13 protein-coding genes and 4 pseudogenes are annotated in these 18,855 nt (G+C 52.1%); 1 reads left to right on the top strand and 16 read right to left on the bottom strand.

Annotated elements, in window-relative coordinates:
• Window positions 1–75: 75 nt before the first annotated feature.
• The 9 genes from traN to K8B83_RS21730 all read right to left on the bottom strand — a co-directional run bounded on the left by traN (window position 76) and on the right by K8B83_RS21730 (window position 10,579).
• Complete coding sequence (traN, locus tag K8B83_RS07955; RefSeq protein WP_223419527.1) at window positions 76–3,768, bottom strand: conjugal transfer protein TraN; 3,693 nt, start codon at window positions 3,766–3,768, stop codon at window positions 76–78.
• A 2-nt stretch (window positions 3,769–3,770) separates the two neighbouring features.
• Complete coding sequence (locus K8B83_RS07950; protein WP_449618987.1) at window positions 3,771–4,751, bottom strand: TraU family protein; 981 nt, start codon at window positions 4,749–4,751, stop codon at window positions 3,771–3,773.
• Window positions 4,752–4,782: 31 nt separating this feature from the next.
• Complete coding sequence (locus K8B83_RS07945) at window positions 4,783–5,910, bottom strand: TrbC family F-type conjugative pilus assembly protein (RefSeq protein ID WP_449618986.1); 1,128 nt, start codon at window positions 5,908–5,910, stop codon at window positions 4,783–4,785.
• 7 nt (window positions 5,911–5,917) lie between these two features.
• On the bottom strand, window positions 5,918–6,430 hold the full coding sequence (locus K8B83_RS07940; RefSeq protein WP_223419524.1) for a S26 family signal peptidase: 513 nt from the start codon (window positions 6,428–6,430) through the stop codon (window positions 5,918–5,920).
• Window positions 6,414–6,761 (bottom strand): plasmid-related protein, encoded by a 348-nt coding sequence (locus K8B83_RS07935; RefSeq protein WP_223419522.1) that lies wholly within the window; start codon window positions 6,759–6,761, stop codon window positions 6,414–6,416. The genes K8B83_RS07940 and K8B83_RS07935 overlap by 17 nt, the downstream gene beginning before the upstream one ends.
• Window positions 6,754–9,153 carry a type IV secretion system protein TraC gene (traC, locus tag K8B83_RS07930; RefSeq protein ID WP_223419521.1) on the bottom strand — a complete coding sequence of 800 codons (2,400 nt, stop codon included), beginning with the start codon at window positions 9,151–9,153 and terminating at the stop codon, window positions 6,754–6,756. The genes K8B83_RS07935 and traC overlap by 8 nt, the downstream gene beginning before the upstream one ends.
• Entirely contained in the window at window positions 9,153–9,845 is a 693-nt protein-coding gene (locus K8B83_RS07925) for a DsbC family protein (RefSeq protein WP_223419519.1), read from the bottom strand. Before K8B83_RS07925 ends, traC begins: the two co-directional genes overlap by 1 nt.
• Before the next feature lie 210 nt (window positions 9,846–10,055).
• Window positions 10,056–10,310: an IS66 family insertion sequence element accessory protein TnpB gene (gene tnpB / locus K8B83_RS07920; protein ID WP_011788498.1), complete on the bottom strand. Its 255-nt coding sequence runs from the start codon at window positions 10,308–10,310 to the stop codon at window positions 10,056–10,058.
• Window positions 10,307–10,579, bottom strand: coding sequence for a hypothetical protein (locus K8B83_RS21730; protein WP_071979591.1), 273 nt, complete (start codon window positions 10,577–10,579; stop codon window positions 10,307–10,309). Before K8B83_RS21730 ends, tnpB begins: the two co-directional genes overlap by 4 nt.
• Before the next feature lie 119 nt (window positions 10,580–10,698).
• On the opposite strand from K8B83_RS21730, the pseudogene K8B83_RS07915 reads away from it, so the two are divergent.
• Window positions 10,699–11,201 (top strand): annotated as a pseudogene (locus tag K8B83_RS07915) (IS4 family transposase); the annotation flags it as partial.
• Window positions 11,202–11,279: 78 nt separating this feature from the next.
• On the opposite strand, the gene K8B83_RS07910 reads toward K8B83_RS07915, so the two are convergent.
• The 7 genes and pseudogenes from K8B83_RS07910 to K8B83_RS07885 form a co-directional block, all read right to left on the bottom strand.
• A complete protein-coding gene (locus K8B83_RS07910) occupies window positions 11,280–11,471 on the bottom strand; it encodes a heavy-metal-associated domain-containing protein (RefSeq protein WP_015066565.1) in 192 nt (63 codons plus the stop codon).
• Window positions 11,472–11,568: 97 nt separating this feature from the next.
• Window positions 11,569–11,952, bottom strand: a pseudogene (locus tag K8B83_RS21725) (efflux RND transporter permease subunit).
• Window positions 11,943–12,443 (bottom strand): annotated as a pseudogene (locus tag K8B83_RS21720) (efflux RND transporter permease subunit). The pseudogenes K8B83_RS21725 and K8B83_RS21720 overlap by 10 nt, the downstream one beginning before the upstream one ends.
• A 16-nt stretch (window positions 12,444–12,459) precedes the next feature.
• A pseudogene (locus K8B83_RS21715) lies at window positions 12,460–12,552 on the bottom strand (hypothetical protein); the annotation flags it as partial.
• A gap of 213 nt (window positions 12,553–12,765) precedes the next feature.
• Window positions 12,766–14,259 (bottom strand): efflux transporter outer membrane subunit, encoded by a 1,494-nt coding sequence (locus K8B83_RS07895; RefSeq protein ID WP_011788495.1) that lies wholly within the window; start codon window positions 14,257–14,259, stop codon window positions 12,766–12,768.
• Window position 14,260: 1 nt separating this feature from the next.
• Window positions 14,261–17,452, bottom strand: coding sequence for an efflux RND transporter permease subunit (locus tag K8B83_RS07890; protein WP_011788494.1), 3,192 nt, complete (start codon window positions 17,450–17,452; stop codon window positions 14,261–14,263).
• Complete coding sequence (locus K8B83_RS07885) at window positions 17,449–18,759, bottom strand: efflux RND transporter periplasmic adaptor subunit (RefSeq protein WP_011788493.1); 1,311 nt, start codon at window positions 18,757–18,759, stop codon at window positions 17,449–17,451. The genes K8B83_RS07890 and K8B83_RS07885 overlap by 4 nt, the downstream gene beginning before the upstream one ends.
• Window positions 18,760–18,855: the final 96 nt, after the last annotated feature.

The following is an 18,855-nucleotide window of genomic DNA, read 5'->3' as shown; positions in this document are numbered from 1 at the left end:
ACATATCAATACATATTTATTATTCTTATATGCTCTATTAGCCCAGTTAAAACGGAGCTAATAGAGGCATTTCTTTTAATTATTTCCTGAGATTTCTTCCGTCGCCTCCTGACGCAGTTTCTGGGCATCCATTCCGTTTATCCTTTCAATAGCTCTATCTGCGGCACTTTGACGGTTTCCATCCACGTTTAGCGTACTTCCTGAGCCAGTGAGTCTTTCCAGATCCAGTGACGGTACTTCGGGTAGGTTGCCTGTTATCGACAAGATACCTATCCATTCATCGAGATTGACTTGGCTCCAATCTACCTGGTTTAACTGACTAGCGGTCAAACCTTCGCAGTTTGGTGACTTTGCACTGCCCCAGCCAAGGCCCAACTGCGGACGCACTTGCTCTTGAATGATCCGTGAAAGCGGCGAAGTAAAGCAGCAATATGATTGCCGTTTCTCAACACATGCACCTAAGAACTTAGACTTGCAGTAAGAGCCCACATAGTGGCAACTCTTCAATACCCGCTTAGCGTTCATCTCAAACTCACTCTGCTCACATTTCCAGATAAGCTGAATGAGGATCATGGTGACTGAATAAATCATGTAGGCCGTCATAACCGTACTCAGAACCGCGCCCGCAGCGCCACCCAGCGCAAAGTTACCACCCGATACAACACCATCGGCTCCAACCGCGCCACCAACGTTACTAAACAGTGCCGATTGCGCCCCCGAACCAAAGGTAGAGCCTACCCACTCAGCCGTTTTGTTGGTCAACACCTGCATAAAGCCAGTCGCAGCTTGCTCCGCTCCCGCGCCAGCAGCCGTTGATGGCCCAGCCCCCATGAGAGAGTCCCATGCAGACACAAAAGGCTCTTTAACCGCACTCCAGGTACTCGTGATCGGTTCCCTAAGCGTATTCCACGAACCATAGATTGCAGAAGACGGATTCATGGCCATGACTGCCGTATCAAGCTTGTTAACCGCCACTATCATCGTGATGTAGTCCGATAACGACACGCCACTTGGCTTTTCACAGCAATCCACTATGCCGCCAACGGCTTTTTTGCACTGGCCAGCATTACCTTTAAAGACCGTACACTCGACGTTATCTTGGCCATCAGCTCCCGTACATGACATATCATTGGTCATAAACTGCGCAGCATTGAGCATCGCAGCGGCCTCTGCAAAGTTAGCCTGCTTGATTGACTCTGGCTCTAAACAATCTGTGCCCATACAGCGAACTGGCCCCTCACAGTTGTATTGAGTTTCCATTCGTGCATTTTGCACTTCAACGCTTTGTCCGCAGTCATACACCAAACTTTGGATATAGCAGAAGCCTTCATGACCAGCCCCGCCTTCAGTGCATTCGGTTCTGACGTACTGGCAGGCCGGGTTTTGCTCTAGCGCGGCACACGTATTGGTGGTTGTGTTTTGTCCGTTATTGACGATGGTTTGTGTATTACCATTGGCATCTACCCAGCTATCTGAGCTGCCCATGTTGAATTCTGGATGAGCAGTCGAAGCATTGTAGGTCGCTTTTGCCCTCCAGCATGAGAGCCCCAGTCCATCAGAGCTGCCACGACTGGTTAAATGAGCAGGAGACGAAACAACCGTCGGATAAAGGCTTCCAAGATTGGCCAACTCGCCACTACCAACTGTTAACCCGTCGATTCGTTTTATGCCCGTATCCAAACACTGCCACTGCACCGCAGTGAACTGATCCGTTTGCATCAAGCATTGGTCTATGCCCGGATCACTTGATTGATGAACAACGTCTTGCTCTAAGTATTTGCCAGAGAAGGTCAATGAAGCGCTCAGTTTCGCAGGAGCCAAACACTTCTGAACTTCTCGGCTGCAAGTGTCGAAATCGACTTTGTTCCAGCCGGATTCACATCTGGAACGAGTGGCTTCCTGAGGTTCATGCCACGAAATAATCGACCCATTAACGACCTTGCACAATGAGCCAACCAAGGTTCCTTTTGGACAGGTCATTTCAGGGTACTTAATGGACGGTTTCGTCTCTGTGACCGCTTCTTTATTGCCCGTCAGTGAGAGTGTCGTTTTCCAACCATTTGCCTTTGACGGCGACTCGGTGATTTTTATCTCAGTATTTTGATTATCAAAAATCCTCAGCGTAGCGTTTCCAGTTTGCATAGTACTGCTGTGCTGTGGAACAAAACTGAGCGTTTCGGAGCTAAAGCAACCACGCTCAATGGACCAGCTTTGTTGATGGGTTTCAGCGGATACACGTCGCTCTAACTGACACTGAGTAAGCGTGCTGATCTTCTCGCACACCTGGTAATCCGGTACATGCTTGGTTTCAGTAAATGGCGTAATCGTCTGAGTAGGCTCACAGGCTTCAAAACTACTCGGCATAAGATTGGATACCACGCACTTTGGATCGCTGGTTTGCAATCCACAGTCATAGGTATCGGTAAAACGAATGCATTCACCTTTATCATTGGTCTCGGCACATTCTGACGACATGAAGCCACAGGAAGGGTTCGCTTCAAGCACATGGCAGGCCTGATTTTCAATCCCCTTATAGCTTTCGTCATCCACACTCACTTGTACACGCCGACACAAAGGCGATATGCCAGCCACAGGGCTTGGGGCAAAGTAGGATTCACAAACTGAAACACCATTGACCACCGTACATCCGTTGGTTGAAGACGGCTGATCCGTGCATTGAATGCTGTAGTCTGAAAACTTCGTCGGGATATCCGCTGCTTGTTCGATACAGGATTGTGGCGACCAACTATCATTCATCACCACCTTGGTTGGATCAAAGCGCACCTTGATGCGTGCATACCCCTCACCACTACCCGTAACCGATACGCGAATTTTTACCGGCACTTCTAAACCGGACTCTACCGCTTTTAGCTTGGCCGTTAGATCGGTATTAGGATTGCGCTCCCAACTGGTACTGAGCTCGCAGCGACCTGCCGTTTCTGGTGGAAAATTATTGTTCGGCCCAGACCAGACTTTCTGATCACCAAGCCACACTTGCATGTAGTCATCCCATTTGGCGTACTCAAGTACGGCTGAGGTAATCGCATCGGGGTTCACGACTTTGAGTGTGATGGCCTGTTCGAACACTTTACAACGGCCACTCCAGTAGTTGTCGCCAATTCGCCCTATCCAAACCTCAAGACAACCCTCACCACAAGAGCGAAGGTTCATCGGCCCTGAAACATGCTCAATGATGCCTGCTGTGTAATCGTGAGTAATAGTGCAGCTGTTAACCGCTGTATTGAGCCTGTCACATTGCTGGTAATTTGGGCTGCCTTCACCTTGAGACTCACAGCCGGGGAAGCTTTGGGTTAATAGATTGGGGGCAGTTTGAACCGCATCGGTTAATGCCCAAAGCGGATCATTGACCATATCTGGCCGCGACCTGTCTTTGATTTGCTGTAGCAAACGAAACGCTTCACCCGTAGCGCCACTTTCGGATGCCATGCTCTCTTGGCGCTGCGTCCCCAATTGATTCATACTGGCATCAGAGCCATAAACGCCCGTTAAGACATCCAATGAGCCCTGATCCATACCAGGGAAAAGCTCTTGTAAGTTAATCGTCTCATTACCACTGCCATTCGGCACCGACAATGTATTGCCATTGAGTGCGGGCATCGTCCAGTTTTGCAGCAATTGCTTACCTTCCTGTTGTCCGCTTAGGCCGGATTGGCGCTGCACATCAGCGGCCACACCATGTAAGGGCAAGCACGCCATAGTGATAGATAAAATACCCGCTAACACTCGGGTAAAAAATGTTGGTTTCATAGTTAACCTCCCGAGTTACAGCAGTCTTGCCAGCGCCACAAAATGTAGAGCGCATCTTCACCGGCACCGGGGATCGTGCGCCACTCTCCCCATTTCATGGTGCTTTCACCGATGGCATGCGCACTTTCAGTTTCCGGTACAGGGAAGAACATACTCATCTTGTATTGGGATTTCGGCAGCATGGGTTCGATAACAGGTCGGCATAGCGCACTGTTCCCCATTGTTCGCCTTGCAAGACCACGCCTGTGTTGAGCCGCGATTGCTCGCGCTGCTAAATGGCTGGTGTTTTCTGCTAATGAGCCAAAGGCTAAGGTGTGGCCAGATAACGGGTAGAGATGGCCCCAACTGCCAGCACACCAAAACAACTGGTCGATGGGTTTACCAAGCGTTGATGAAGCAGCGTCAGCGGTACAAGCAGATATAGCCAATGGATTGGCAACGGCAGCCGCTTCAGGCTGAGTAAAAAAGGCCAGTTCATCGTTCAGCCATGTTGGGTCCAATTCCGACAAATACATCAAGTCAAAGTCCATGTAACCATCAGCATTGCAATTGCCATCCATGAACAAATCGAGCATGACCAAAAGCGGAAAGGCGTAATAATGGTAATGGTAGAAAGCGAGATCACCGGTATCGTATTCACCTTCGCCATGACCACCTTGCAGTCGTCTATCACCTAACGGTAAACGAATCCCTCCCAGGGAAGGCGAACAACCTGGCGTTCTGACCAGTTCAATCAGACGCGCTGGCTCCCACATGCTGGTAACAATACCTGGCCTTGGCACACCTAAGTTGTCTTCACATAAGCAAAATGACTTGTTTGATGCGCCGCTTGGGACATTGCCAGAGCCAAGAGGAAGACCGGCAACCCGGATAGGAAAAATGCATGACCAGCAAACATCCGTCAGCAACTTGCCGGACAATAACCCCGCGTCTGGGCAAGTCAATTCGGCTTTTGCAGGAATAGATGCGCCCAGGACAAGCATGACAACGAGAGTCCGCATCAGACGATACGTATTATTGAGTTTTTTCATGAACAAGCTCCTTTGCTGGAATTTCTTCTATTTCAAACGCGAGTCCCTTTGCTTGAACAAACGAAGGGGTGACTTGCAGATCAAAGCGCTGCTTTAGCGAGGCATTGAGAAGGTAAACCGGACTGTCCAATGTCTTTTCGAGCGCATTGAGGCTATTCCAACCTTGTGCACGGTCGAGCTGCGTGGTGATAAGCGTAATGCGGCGCAGTGTCCTATCTTGCGTCTCAAGCCAATGCGCTACTGCGTCCACTTCTTCAGCGTTCGACGCATTAAACACCACAAGCTGCTGAGTAAACGGCAAGGCTTTGAGCGGGTTAATACGCGTTCCTGCTGGGATCAATGTTCGGCCATTGGCATCCAATAGTGGCCGCTGCATGACGATGGTTGGATCAACCATTCTTATCCGATACTGCGTGGCTTTGGCTAAGTCAGTAAATGTTTGGCGAGACCAGAAGCGCTCAATGGCTTTTTTCTTTAACGCGCCCAGGTCAAGCGACTGTAAACGCTGCATCGCCACTTGCATCAAATCCGGTTCTAAAATGGAATGAATAGGACCGCGTTGACCCAATGAACCGGTATTGCCTGTTTCAATTTGACGCTGCAACCAGTCCTTGCTGTAAACCCCTAGTGCACTTGCAGTCACCTTGTCATCTTCTATGCGGAAAATGGCAGGCACGCTAGTCACCCGCCAGTGCACAAAGGCTTTCGGATCGATTCGAACCTGAGGAACAGGATCAAGCCCCGTCATCAGCATATGCCAATCACGGATAGCCGCCCCCAAGGTCTTTCCTTCAGGAATTCCCCGAAACAACACAATAGCGCCGGTAGCACTGGCCTCTTTAAATAGCTGCTTCAGTGAGGAATCCCCCAGTGAGGACGACGCAAATATCAACCATTCATCGTTGTGTTTGAGCGACGCAGGTTGTTCAATCGGTGAAAAAGGCTCGATAAATTCAGATGAACCATCCACAGCACTTTGTAAAATGCTGCGGCTCATTTCGACGATCTTTTTGTCCTCGTCAGACAACGGAAAAGGCTCTTGTGCCCAGGACACTTGAACCCAAGCCAATGGAGCAACCAACAAAAATAAGAGGCATAGTCTTCTCATCATCCACCTCCTACCAAAGCGGCCAAGCGCGACCGACAATCTGCTCGCGCTTAACGGCATTCCAATAGCGGGAGTCGAAACTCGTTGCAGCCTCGCCGGAAAACCAATATTCGTTTTCTTGCAGCGTCAATGAGCGGCTAAACTGTGATTCCGCCATACCAAGACGCTGGGCTAATGCCATGCCGGTAGAGACTTCAGCACCGTTCACCAGCACATACTCAGGCGTCACATTAACTTCATCCCCAGGCATCCCTGTTAGGCGTTTAAGCATCCGAGTACCGTCGTTATATAACGGAGCGAGTCCTTTTGAGTGGAAGGCATACAAACCATCCTTAACGGGCTCTTTATTCCATAGGTCAATCAGATATACCGTGGTATCAGGCAGGCAGCGCTCTTGCTGGGTATCAATACCTATTCGGTAGCGCATGATGGCGTAGGTGCCTACCAAGGCCATGATTAACGCAAGAACAGTCAACCGGATGAGATAAGGCCGCCAAGGCATTCTTTTACGGAGTATCTGCATGAGACACCTCCTTTGAGCCTACTGGCACAAATACGGAATCATCAGCACCCACCACCGCTTGGGCATCCAGCACGATAAAACCGGCTGCTTTTAGCTTTTCAATTTGCTGATTGGTCTGAAGCAACCTGGATTCGATGTCTTGTTCGCTGGCATTGGGGCCCAGTGACAACACCGCCTCCCCAAAATCCACGACTGCAATGGGCGTACTTAACGCCAACTGGCTGTGGATGGGGTCGAGTGTTTTCATTAAGAGCCAGCTGGTCATTAAACCGCTACCAGCAACAGACAAAGTAATAGAGGCCATAAATGGCCAAAGCGTGAACTTATTCATAGCCTCGTTCCTTTAACAGCTGGGAAATGGCATCAGCAACAGAAAGGCCTTTGCGCGTTAACTGCTTAATCGCGTTTACATCTTCTGCACGGGACGAGTACAACAGCTTGTGAAACGGATCGACGATGAGGCGGCCAATCCCGGTGCCCATCTCGGTAATAAAGAAAATTTCGGAATAGACACCCGTGACGGTATGAACCGTTTTCAGGTATTCATAACCGCCTTCACCTAGTGGCAAGCGACCTTCTTTTTTGAGTGCGTTGATGGTTTCAGCTTTTTGGCCAAGCAGGTACATATTGGCCGAGTTTTCAGCGATGGCTTTACCTGTTGGGCTGTCATACAAATCGTTGACCGACTGCGTTACTGTTACAGCACTGCCACCATATTTTCGAAATCGACGGTAACCGGTTTCGATGAACTTACCGACATCACCTTGAGTCAGCAGATCCCAGGCTTCGTCGATGAACACAATCTTGCGACGATCACGCTCACCTAAATACATCTCTTGTTGGATTTGGTAGATAAGCTGAAGCAACACCACTTGTTGTAGGTGCTTGCGCCCCTTGAGCTCTTCTAACTCCAAAACAGTGAAACGGTTTTTGAAGCGAATATTGTTATGACCATTAAAGAAGCGGCCATATTCGCCCTGTGTCGTAAACGGATAGAGCTGCTCACCCACGTCCTGCACACGTCGGTCTTCATGATTTTTTAAAGCCTCTGCCACATCATCAACCAACATGGCACGACCTTTTTTCTCCCACAGTTCACGGGTCTGACGCTTTAGGTTGGCCATCTGAAAATCGGTTAATGACTGCGTTGGTGCGGCCATTGCGGCCAATAACCCAACCAGTACATCCGCTTCTTCGTCATAGTCCTCAACGATTTCAAACGGATTCAAGCAAATACCACTGTCCCGCCCGAACTGTAAGAACTCACCGTCATAGACTTCACACAGTTTTTCATAAGAGCGGCCAACATCAATCACCCAGCATTGCCCGCCTTCAGATAAGTAGGAAGAGATGATTTCGTTCACCAGGAAAGACTTACCCGACCCTGATTGCGCCGCGATGCAACAGTTGTAATTACTGCCAGAGTCATAAAGGGACACACTCATGATTTGGCCATTACGGGAAACAAAGTTAATCACTGGCGTGCCCGTGCCTTTCCAATCCGCAAACAAAGGCAACAGAGGGATCACATGCCGTGTCGCCATGGTCTTGAATCGAAACAAGTCGTTCATCGCCTGGCGGTCAGCACCAAATGGCAGGGCATTCAGAAAAATGGGCAAACAGAAGTACTTGTCTTCCATCAGCTCAAATCCGAGTTCTTTGAAATAGGTTCGAGCATTTGAAACAGAGCTGATGGACGCCTCTTCCGTCGGGGAAAACAGCGTTAAGGTCATATTTGCCCGAATAGGACGATCACCTTCTTGCAAGGCTTCAAAAAGAACATCGAACCCCTTTTTCTTGGCTGCCAGCACCGGCACAAACTTGAGCATCGGGCCATAGGCCTGATTGACCGCCCATTGACGCTTCGTCTCTAGACGAGATCGCATCGCCTCAGCTGAAGGAAAGTGAATGGTGACATTCAGCAAAAAGCTTCCGCGTAAACCGCGACTGCCCGTCATCATATCGCCCGCAAAACTTGCGGCATGACCAAACCAGATCCGCTCAGGCAAGCGCTTAAACGATAAGGTTTTAACTCGGTAATCACCCAACATCAGACCTTGGCTATCCACTTTGATAGCTCGGTCATAATCCAACACTTGCTCTCGAAGTGGTTTATCTGCCTCACTACGGATTGGTGATGGATTGCGCCAAGAAGCATCTTTTCCCCAGTTAAGCTGCGCACTTAATGCCGCGAGCCAGTTTCGGTCAGTCATCTCCGTGACGCGAAAACCAACCGTTGCCAGCGCTTGCGAGAAAGAAGCCCGAAGCGCGGATGCTCTACTCAACTCACGCTCCGTCGGTATAGGATTTTCCAAAGGCAATTTGCAGGTGACGATCAGTTGAAAGTTGCGTACCTGAGTCTGGGTCGATTCTTCTATCGGTTGAACCGTGCCCCCATCGAGAAAATCCGCACGTTTGCGTATCGACGCCCTAAGCAATGGATCGGATTGACGATGCCGTAAGCCCATCATGCGCTGAAGGTCGGTTTGAATATCAGGGGATGCGTACAGACCAAATTGCAGCAAAGTGTCTTTTGGCCAGTCGTTGTTGAGTAGAACATTAACCCTGTCTGCAACAGACTCATCACCACCCGGCAATGGGTCACATAGAAAACCAAAGCCAACACTCTGGTCTTCCATGAAAAACAGTTGCTCATCGTCTGAATAGGCCAATACTGGCAATAGCTCAGAAGCGCGTTGCCCTGAATAAAGAGAGGCTTTCATTAACGCCCCTCCAACCAAGCAGAAAGATCATAAGGACGGCCTCGGCTGATGCGACCATCATTGGCGACGATGAAAGGCACACCTTGAATGCCCAGGATTTGAGCCGTCACCAGGGTACGCTGCATTGGCTCTAAGTTGCAGGCATCATCCTGTTCTAGGTTACCAATCCGGCCATTGAGCAATGCATCGGTGGCCGCTTTCTTGTCACGCGCACAGCCAAGCTGGCGAACCTGACGCTCTGAATCAGGACCAAGCACTGGCACAGGGAGAATTTGGAAGGTGTATTCTTTGGTTAACGGTAAGGCTTGCTTCAAAAGCTCATGGCAGTGCGGGCATCGTGGATCAACAAAGACCACCACTTTCTTTTTGCCTTCGCCCAGCGTCAGTGGGTTCAAATCATCCATTTTTAAGCCAAGACGACTTAAGTCCAGCGTGTTTCCCGCTTCACGAATCTCTTCAAGGCTGGTAAGCGGCTTTTTCGACCAGGCATCATAGAGCGTGCCATCAATGACGAACCGGCCACTGTCTGACATGAAAACAATACGGCCATTGCTTTCGACCGCTTTCATACCCGTGACAGGTAAAGAAACCATGCCGTCAATTTTGCCAACGGGCGACACTTCAGACACAGGTTCAGCTTGAACAAAAGGAGACAGCGCAAGCGCCAGAATAAATGGAGATAGTTTTCGCATGAGGAGTCCTCGTTAATGTAAATCGAGGCTCCAGTCTATGCAGTTGTCCTATGTGGACTCGGTTAGATAGATTGAAGAATTGAATACCTTACTAAATAGCTGCTCCGAAGTGTAGATCACCTGCGAAGGTGAACTCAGTGTTGAATGAGCGATCAGATAAGTCTCCAAACCGCACTTTACAGAAGCACTTGGTGGTTTTGAAACCGCCCCCTACAGGTAGATTTCGAGAGGCCTTCTCTCATCAGAAATACAGATCCAAAAGGTATTAACCTTTTGTTCGTGGCACACGCCAGCACAACACTTTGATTTTATCGCGCTGTTTTTGGTGAACAGGAATAATGCGCCACTTACTAACGGTAAATCGGTGTCACTTTCGATAATCGCGGCAAGGCCGTTGATGGACTTTCTAAAATCGACACTTTCACGATACAGATAAATCTCTAGTGAGCTCAGCATGCCTTTCATGATAGCGCACCGATGAGTTCAGCCAGGTTACTTACTGGCGTGCATTGGGGATTGCGCAGTTCGATATCATTGACGAAGAGTGTCATGTTGGCGGTTGCCACTTGGGCCTGATACTGAGTTATCTTTTCAACGACTTCTGCTCTAACAAAACCTTGAGATGCGCCAGTGTTGTTGAGTTGCTGGCGCTTGGCAGAGAACGTTGAGGGATTGAGTTGATTGAGCTTACAAAATGTGAGTGTTGATAATGAACTCGATTCAGATTGCTTGATTAGCGTTTGCCATTATTGGTTGGTGCATCGTTTGCCATTTTAAATCTCCTTATGGTTGGAGACTTGATCTTATTCTGCGTGTTAGGTGATTAGAATGCGCGGTTTATGAGGCGCTTACGCTCGATTTGCAAGTTCGTCGAGGAAAGCAGATATTCAGAGTAATAAGGCTCTGTTTTGCCGGAGAAATACGATTTTGCATCTGGCTTATCAACCTCCCGCGGGAAACCTACTAAGCGGATGATGTTATGGCAATCTATCGTTGTCGCTGGCAGGTGAAGTTGCGATTCAAAGAGTTGAAATCCCATACAAACTTGCAGAAATTTATGGCGGCACAGAAAGCGATTGTAGATGGTTTGGTATGGTCAAGCCTGCTCGCTCTGATCATTCGGCGAAGCGTCTTTCTTCAAATCATGCCATCAGTCTAGCTATTCAAGGCCGCCAAAAATGTGGAAATTTGGCTGTTGCCGATCTTGAAAGCATCAGCCAGCACGCATGGTCAGAAATAGCGGAGAGGATAGATTGGGCGACCCGTTATATAACGAAGAACGCCCAAAAAGCCCAACAGTCAAAAGACAAACAAAACATCACGTTAGATGGGATACTGCATGGGCTTAATTCTTAAGGTCCAGTCTATGAATGAATGCCCTGAATGCGAAATTTAAAGTTGCCTCATTCAGGAGGCAACCGTAAAAGGAAAATACTAATCCCGAGGAGGGAAGCCTGCTTCAATTAGAGCATAGGAGACCTTTTCAACTGATAATGAAGTTTTTACCGTCACCTTACGAGTCGGAGGATCAGTTAAAACTGTAGCCTCTGGGTCTATATCCTTAATTGCTTTAGTTACCGTCCGGGCGCAGCCCCCACATGTCATATTTTCTAAATGAAATTGCATTTATATACCTCCAGTTTGGTTTGAGTACTTCTGATTGTAGGGCTTTCCACTGTTGTAAGGTCAAGGTCTAAACTCATTTCACTCTGATATCTTTTCACTAAAGATTGACTATACTTTCTGCGTTTTTTCTTAATGACAGATTTCTTACTATAACGTAAAACACCGGCGTAAGTAGTAATCCAAAGAAGGTTACACCAAGCATACCGGCAAACACTGCAATACCCATGGCGTGACGCATTTCTGCTCCAGCACCACTAGCTAGTACAAGAGATATCACACCAGCAATAAATACAAGAGAAGTCATCAAAATAGGACGCAAACGTAAGTACGCTGCCTCGAGTACGGCCCCAAGCGGTGATCGTCACTAATTCTCCTGAGTCCTTGCAAAATCAACGATTAAAATGGCATTTTTTGCGGCCAGCCCGACTAAAACAACGAAGCCAATTTGAGTATAGATGTTATTATCACCGTTTAGATCCATATACCGCCAATTGCAGAAAGGAGTGCCATTGGTGCAATAAGCAGCACAGCAAATGGAAGCGACCAACTGTTGTACTGAGCGGCAAGAATCAAGAATGCAAAGAATACCGCCAATGGGAAAATATACAGTGCGGAATTGCCCGCTAATTTTTCCTGATAGGTCAGATCAGTCCATTCGTACGCCATACCTTCAGGTAGATTTTCCTTAACTATTTTCTCAATAGCATCTGTAGCCTGACCAAAAGAATATCCTGATGCAGTACCTCCCGTAATATCAGCGGATGGATAGCCGTTGTATCTCATAACGCGATCAGGATCTGAAGTTAGTTTGATATTGATCAATACTTATAAAGGGATCATATCACCAGCAGAATTCCTGACTTTCAATAATCCAATATCGTCTGCCTGCATACGGAATGGGGCATCAGCTTGAGTTATTACACGGTAGGTACGGCCAAATCCATTAAAATCATTGACGTAAAGCGATCCCAAATTTACCTGTAATACATCAAAAATGTCGGTCAAAGCTACCCCCTGAGATAGTCCGGATCTGCTCCAGACTGATACCTAATACTTTGCAACTTAGTATAAGCTGCAACCGCTCAACTTGCTCCTGCCTTTATTGCCTTTAGTTGTTGCTATAACGATCAGGAGCAGGTAAAAGACCCTGAGCCTCGTAGAACCCAGGGAGTCCTCGTTAGCTTTGCAAGCTCGCCGGTTTTCATACTCATCTACACACGCATGGAGGCGACTGCCACCATGCGTCATTTCTTGGTACGAATATCCAATACCAGTGCCAGTAGGGAAAAACTAACTATCGACTCGCTTGCGCCACACCACTTGGTGTGCTCTCTGTCCACCCGCCTCCCAGAGCCTTGTAGAGCGCGATAAGGTTGCTCAACCGAGCCAGACGCGTACGCACCAACGTCTGCTGCGCGCTGTACAGCGTACGCTGCGCGTCAAGCAAGGTGAGGTTATCGTCCACACCTTCCCTGAAACGTTGCTCGGCCAGGTCATACATGCCCTGACTAGCAGCAACCAGGAATTGCTCTGAACGAATCTGCTCATCAAGTGTTCGCTTGCCGGCAAGGCCATCAGCCACTTCACTAAAAGCAACTTGAATGGACTTCTCGTAGTTGGCGATCTCGATGCGCTTTTTTACGTGCGCCACATCCAGATTGGCGCGCAACGCGCCACCCCGGAAAATAGGCACCGTAATCTGCGGCAAGAAGCTCCAGGCGCGCGAACCCGATTCGAAGAGCCCATCAAGCGATGCGCTTGCCGTCCCCGCCGAACCCGTCAAGCTGATGGTGGGGAAGAAAGCGGCTCGCGCTGCTCCGATACTGGCGTTGGCACCCAGAAGTACCTGCTCGGCCGCGCGCACATCCGGTCGGCGCACGAGCAACTCAGAAGGTAGGCCACTGGGCAGTTCGGTCGGCACGATGCCATCCGGCAGCACTATGGCTTTGTCAAGTTGCTGCGACAGCTCAAGCGTCAGCGGCTGGCCGAGCAGTAGCACTAGCGCGTTTCGGTCTTTGGCCGTTTGACGTGTGTAGTCCGCGAAGTTGGCCTCGGCTGTACGCAGTACAATTTCCGAGCGGCGCACGTCAAGTTGCGTGGCATTGCCAGCCTCGAACAGTTGGGCAGTAAGTTCATGCGAACGCTTTTGCGTGCCGAGCGTCTCGCCTGTTAACTGCAGTAACTCCTGGTCAGCCCGCAACGTGAGATAGGCGTTAGCAACCTCAGAGATCAAACTCATCTGCGTCGCTATGCGAGTCTCGTCCATAGCCAAGTAGGAAGCCAGCGCTTGGTTGCTGAGGCTGCGGATACGGCCCCAGACGTCCAGTTCCCAGGCAGCGGTCACCCCAGCAACCTCGTAACGACGCACGACGTCGGCAGCGCCGGTGTTGCTGAGATCGGCTGGCAGTCGTTCTGCGGCCCCTCTGCCGGATACCCCCAAGTTCGGGAGCACCTCAGCGCGCTGAATGCGGTACAGTGCCTGCGCCGCCTCAACGTTGAGCGCAGCTTTGCGCATGTCGCGGTTGCTCTCCAGCGCGATACCGATCAATTGTTGCAACAGCGGGTCGCGGAAGAAATCTCGCCAGCCGATATCGGCCGCGTCCGTGACTGGGGCCTCTGGCGTCGCTTTCGCCGGTTCTGCATAGGCCGCGCCCGAAGGATATACTATATCAATCGGCGCTGGCGGCCGATCGTACTTGGGTGCCATGGAACAACCGGCTAACGCTATCGCGAAAGCTACCGGTGCCAAGCTCTTGGCAGGTTGTGTGAGTGCGAAAGGTTTCTTCATCTCAAAATTCCTCCTGGCCGTTATGCTTGTCGCTCATACCGACGCGGGCTTGACTGGCTTCACGACGCAACGCCAGCTTGCGCACTACGACGTAGAACACCGGCGTGAGCACCAGACCGAATGCCGTCACGCCCAACATGCCGGCGAACACAGCGATACCCATTGCGTGACGCATCTCGGCACCCGCTCCACTCGCGAGCACCAGCGGTATCACGCCAGCGATAAAAGCCAGTGACGTCATCAGAATCGGGCGCAGCCGCAGCCGCGCCGCTTCAAGCACGGCCGCCAACGGATCGACACCTTCACTCTCCTTGGCACGGGCAAACTCCACGATCAGAATTGCATTCTTGGCTGCCAGGCCTACGAGCACCACGAAGCCAATTTGCGTGAAGATATTGTTGTCGCCGCCCGTAAGCCAAACACCGGCGATCGCCGAAAGCAACGCCATGGGCGCGATCAACAGAACAGCGAATGGAAGCGACCAACTGTTGTACTGAGCTGCCAGGAACAAGAATGCCAACAGCACTGCCAACGCAAAAATGTAGATGGAGGTGTTGCCAACCCGCTTTTCTTGGAACGTCAAGTCAGTCCATTCGTAGGTCATGCCGTCCGGCAGCGATTCGCTCACGATCTTCTCGATCGCGGCAGTAGCCTGGCCAGACGAATAGCCCGGTGCTGGTCCGCCGCTGATGTCAGCTGATGGGAACCCGTTGTAGTGCATCACTCGATCGGGACCGGAGCTACGTGAGATCGTCGCGATCGCGCTCAACGGGATCATGTCCCCCGAAGCGTTCCGCACCTTCAGCATGCCAATGTCTTCAGCCTGCATACGGAACTTCGCATCGGCCTGCGTCATCACTCGGTAAGTTCGGCCAAATCGATTGAAGTCATTGACATAAAGCGAGCCCAGATTGATCTGCAGCGTGTCAAAAACTTCGGTCAGCGACACACCTTGCGACTTGGCCTTTACGCGGTCGATGTCCACCTGCAACTGTGGAGCATTGGCCTGGAAGCTGGCCAACATGTTGGCCAGCTCAGGCGCTTGCATGGCTTTGCCCATGATCTGACCTTGGGCCTGTGCAAGTGCGTCTGGCCCCAGGCCCGCACGGTCTTCGATCTGCAACTTGAAGCCGCCCATTGAACCCAGGCCAGGCACCGGTGGCGGAGGAAAAATCCCGACGAAGCCGTCCGGTATTTGACTGAATTTGCCCATGAGCCTGCCTTGAATGGCGAACGCCGACAACGACGGGTCCTTTCGTTCGTTGAAGGGCTTGAGCATGGCGAACACCAGCGCGGTGTTGGGCTGATTCACTGGGCCGTTGAAGGAGAAGCCGGGGAATGCCATCACGCTTTCGACGCCAGGCTCGGCAAGCGCGATCTTGCTCATTTCCTTGACAACCGCGTCGGTGCGGTCCAGCGAGGCACCAGTCGGAAGCTGGGCGATGCCCACGAGGTAATACTTGTCCTGTGCGGGCACAAAGCCGGCAGGTACCTTATGAAAGCCCAGCCACGTCAACCCCAGGAAACCGACATAGAGCAGCAGCACCACAGCACTTCCGCGAACTGCGCGGCGCACGCCTCCGACATAAGCATTCGAGGCGCTGTCAAAGAAGCGGTTGAAGCGGCGGAAGAAGCCACCAAACAGGCCGTCGATGAGGCGCGTGACTCGATCGGGCTGGGCCGCGCCATGATGCGGCTTGAGCAGGATGGCGGCCAGCGCGGGCGACAGTGTGAGCGAATTGATCGCCGATAGGATGGTCGAGAACGCGATGGTCAGCGCGAACTGGCGATAGAACTCGCCTTGCAGCCCAGACAGGAACGCCGAGGGAATGAAGACCGCCGCCAGCACCGAGGTGATGGCCAGGATCGGGCCAGTAACCTCGTCCATGGCTTTGAGCGCTGCGTCCTTGGGCGACTCGCCAAGTGCCATGTGGCGCTCCACGTTTTCTACCACGACGATGGCGTCGTCCACAACAATGCCGATTGAGAGTACGAGGCCGAACAATGACAGTGTGTTCAACGAGAAGCCGAACATGTGCATTACGGCGAAGGTGCCGACCAGCGAGACCGGCACGGCGATCAGCGGGATGATCGACGCTCTCCAGGATTGCAGGAACAGCACCACCACGATCACCACCAGCAGAATCGCCTCTAGCAGCGTGACCGCTACAGACTGAAGCGAGGCCCGCACGAAGACCGTAGGATCGTAGGCGATCTTGTACTCGATGCCCTCTGGAAAGCTTGCTTGTAGACGATCCATCGTCGCGCGTACCGCGCTAGACACATCTAGTGCATTGGAGCCAGGCGTCATCAGGATCTGAATGCCAACCGTGTTGCCGCCATCAAGTTGGGCGCGCATGGTGTAGTTCTCCGCACCTAACTCCACACGTGCCACGTCGCGCAAGCGTGTAACCTGGCCGTGGGTGCCAGCCTTGATGACGATATCGCCGAATTGCTCTTCGGTGGTGAGACGCCCGAGTGCGTTGACGGTGACCTGAAAGGCAGACGAGGCGTTAGGCTGCTGACCGATAGAGCCGGCCGCAACCTGCACGTTCTGCTCCCGAATGGCGGCGACCACATCGCTAGCGGTCATGCCACGAGACGCAACCTTTTCGGGGTCGAGCCAGACCCGCATCGCGTACTCACCCTCACCACCAAGCAACACGTTGGCGATGCCCGGCAGGCGTGCCAGTTCGTCACGGACGTTGAGCATCGCGTAGTTGGACACATACAGCGGGTCGTAACGATCCCCTGGCGATAGCATGTTCACAACCATCAGGATGTCGGGCGCGGTCTTCTCAGTCACAACGCCGATGCGTTGGACCTCGGGTGGCAACCGGGGTAGCGCACGCGACACCCGGTTCTGCACCTGGATTTGCGCGATATCGGCGTTGATGTGTTGCTCGAAAGAGATGGTGAGCACCATCTTTCCGTCCGTGGACATCTGGGACTGCATGTACATCATGCCTTCCACGCCGTTGATGGCTTGCTCTAGCGGCGATGCCACGGTGTCGGCAATCACTTGCGGATTGGCGCCGGGATAGCTCGCCGTGACCTGTACCGTTGGGGGGGTAACCTGAGGGTACTCGCTCAGTGGCAACTGGAAGTAGCTGATCGCGCCCGCGATCAGCATCAGCACCGAAAGGACGATTGCGAAGATAGGGCGGTTGATGAAGAAACGGGGGAAATTCATTTGCGAGCCTCCGCTGAGCCAGCTGCGCTGTCAGCCTTGACCTGATCGGCCCCAGCCGCCCCAGCGGCCTTGGCAGACTCCGCAGGGACTGCCGGGGCACTAGCCGCAGTCTTAGTCGCGTCGGGAGCGCCGGCGGCCGGTGCTGCCGGCCCCTGCATGGGCACCATGCGCGGCGTGACAGTCATACCAGGTCGTACGAGGCCTTTGATTATGATTTTTTCGCCACCCTGCAGGCCACCGTTTATAACGCGCAGACCGTCGACTACGGGACCCAGCTCAATCGGACGATACTGAGCTTGGTTGTTTTCACCCACGACCAGAACATAGTTTCGGCCTTGATCGGTGCCAACCGCTTGGTCGTCGATGAGGACGGCCTGCCGAGAGCTTGCGGTGGAGAGCTTGGCCCTCGCAAACAGCCCAGGCGTCAGCCGTCCATCAGGGTTGGGGACGACCGCGCGAGCGCGGATCGTGCCGGTACTTCTATCAATCGCATTGCCGACGAAGTCGAGCACGCCCTTGTACGGAAAGTTTCTGTCAGTGCTCAAGCCTACTTGAACGGGCAACGAAGCATGAGTCCCTGAACCAGGTCTCGAGCGGCTCACCACATTGACGTAGGTTGCCTCATCGATGTCGAAATAGACGTGCACAGGATCGATGGACACGATCGTGGTAAGTAGCGTGGCTGCTCCTGCACCGCCGCCGCTGACCAGGTTGCCCTCGGTCACCAGCACTCGGTCCACGCGCCCGGCAATTGGTGCCGATACCCGCGCGTAGGACAGGTCGAGCTGCGCCGCTGCGACTGTGGCCTTTGCCGCCTGTACCTGCGCCTGACGCGCATTGCGTGCGGAGACTGCATCGTCATAGGTCTTCCGAGACAGGGCGCCAGTGGCAACAAGCCGCTCGGCACGATCAAAGTCGGCCTGAGCCTGACTGGACAGCACCTCAGCCTGCCGCAACTGCGCCGTGGCGGTGTCGAGCGCGACTTGGAAAGGCCGTGGGTCAATCTGGAACAACAATTGCCCCTTGCGTACCAGACTTCCCTCGGGCACGCTCACCGCGTCGACGGCCCCCCCCACACGCGAGCGCAACTCGACCACCTTCGGTGCGGCCAAAAAGCCGGTGAACTCAGTTGACGGCGTGATTGTGCGCGTGATGGCCTCAGCCACAGGCACCTGCGGTGCCATCGGTGCGCCAGCTGGTGGTGCTGCTGGTTTACTTTCATCCTTGCCATCTCGGGCAGCCACCGCTATCCCCCCGACGGCCGCGATGACGCTAGCTACCAAAATGATCCTGATTTTTTTATGCATGGAAGTTACTTTTTTATTACGGGGCTTCGGTCCATCCGAAGCGGTTCGCATATGTTTCTAAAGGCTAGCCCTTACAACCACGTCAAGGTCAAGCCT

The sequence above is a fragment of the Shewanella inventionis genome, from assembly GCF_019931735.1.
Taxonomy (GTDB): domain Bacteria; phylum Pseudomonadota; class Gammaproteobacteria; order Enterobacterales; family Shewanellaceae; genus Shewanella; species Shewanella inventionis.
This window is presented reverse-complemented; position numbering and strand designations above follow the sequence as displayed.

What these genes read in the sequence shown, in the direction of transcription:
- traN (WP_223419527.1), bottom strand. Translation starts at nt 3,768, where the DNA reads ATGAAACCAACATTTTTTACCCGAGTGTTAGCGGGTATTTTATCTATC.
- K8B83_RS07950 (WP_449618987.1), bottom strand. Translation starts at nt 4,751, where the DNA reads ATGCTTGTCCTGGGCGCATCTATTCCTGCAAAAGCCGAATTGACTTGC.
- K8B83_RS07945 (WP_449618986.1), bottom strand. Translation starts at nt 5,910, where the DNA reads ATGATGAGAAGACTATGCCTCTTATTTTTGTTGGTTGCTCCATTGGCT.
- K8B83_RS07940 (WP_223419524.1), bottom strand. Translation starts at nt 6,430, where the DNA reads ATGCAGATACTCCGTAAAAGAATGCCTTGGCGGCCTTATCTCATCCGG.
- K8B83_RS07935 (WP_223419522.1), bottom strand. Translation starts at nt 6,761, where the DNA reads ATGAATAAGTTCACGCTTTGGCCATTTATGGCCTCTATTACTTTGTCT.
- traC (WP_223419521.1), bottom strand. Translation starts at nt 9,153, where the DNA reads ATGAAAGCCTCTCTTTATTCAGGGCAACGCGCTTCTGAGCTATTGCCA.
- K8B83_RS07925 (WP_223419519.1), bottom strand. Translation starts at nt 9,845, where the DNA reads ATGCGAAAACTATCTCCATTTATTCTGGCGCTTGCGCTGTCTCCTTTT.
- tnpB (WP_011788498.1), bottom strand. Translation starts at nt 10,310, where the DNA reads ATGAAAGGCATGCTGAGCTCACTAGAGATTTATCTGTATCGTGAAAGT.
- K8B83_RS07910 (WP_015066565.1), bottom strand. Translation starts at nt 11,471, where the DNA reads ATGCAATTTCATTTAGAAAATATGACATGTGGGGGCTGCGCCCGGACG.
- K8B83_RS07895 (WP_011788495.1), bottom strand. Translation starts at nt 14,259, where the DNA reads ATGAAGAAACCTTTCGCACTCACACAACCTGCCAAGAGCTTGGCACCG.
- K8B83_RS07890 (WP_011788494.1), bottom strand. Translation starts at nt 17,452, where the DNA reads ATGAATTTCCCCCGTTTCTTCATCAACCGCCCTATCTTCGCAATCGTC.
- K8B83_RS07885 (WP_011788493.1), bottom strand. Translation starts at nt 18,759, where the DNA reads ATGCATAAAAAAATCAGGATCATTTTGGTAGCTAGCGTCATCGCGGCC.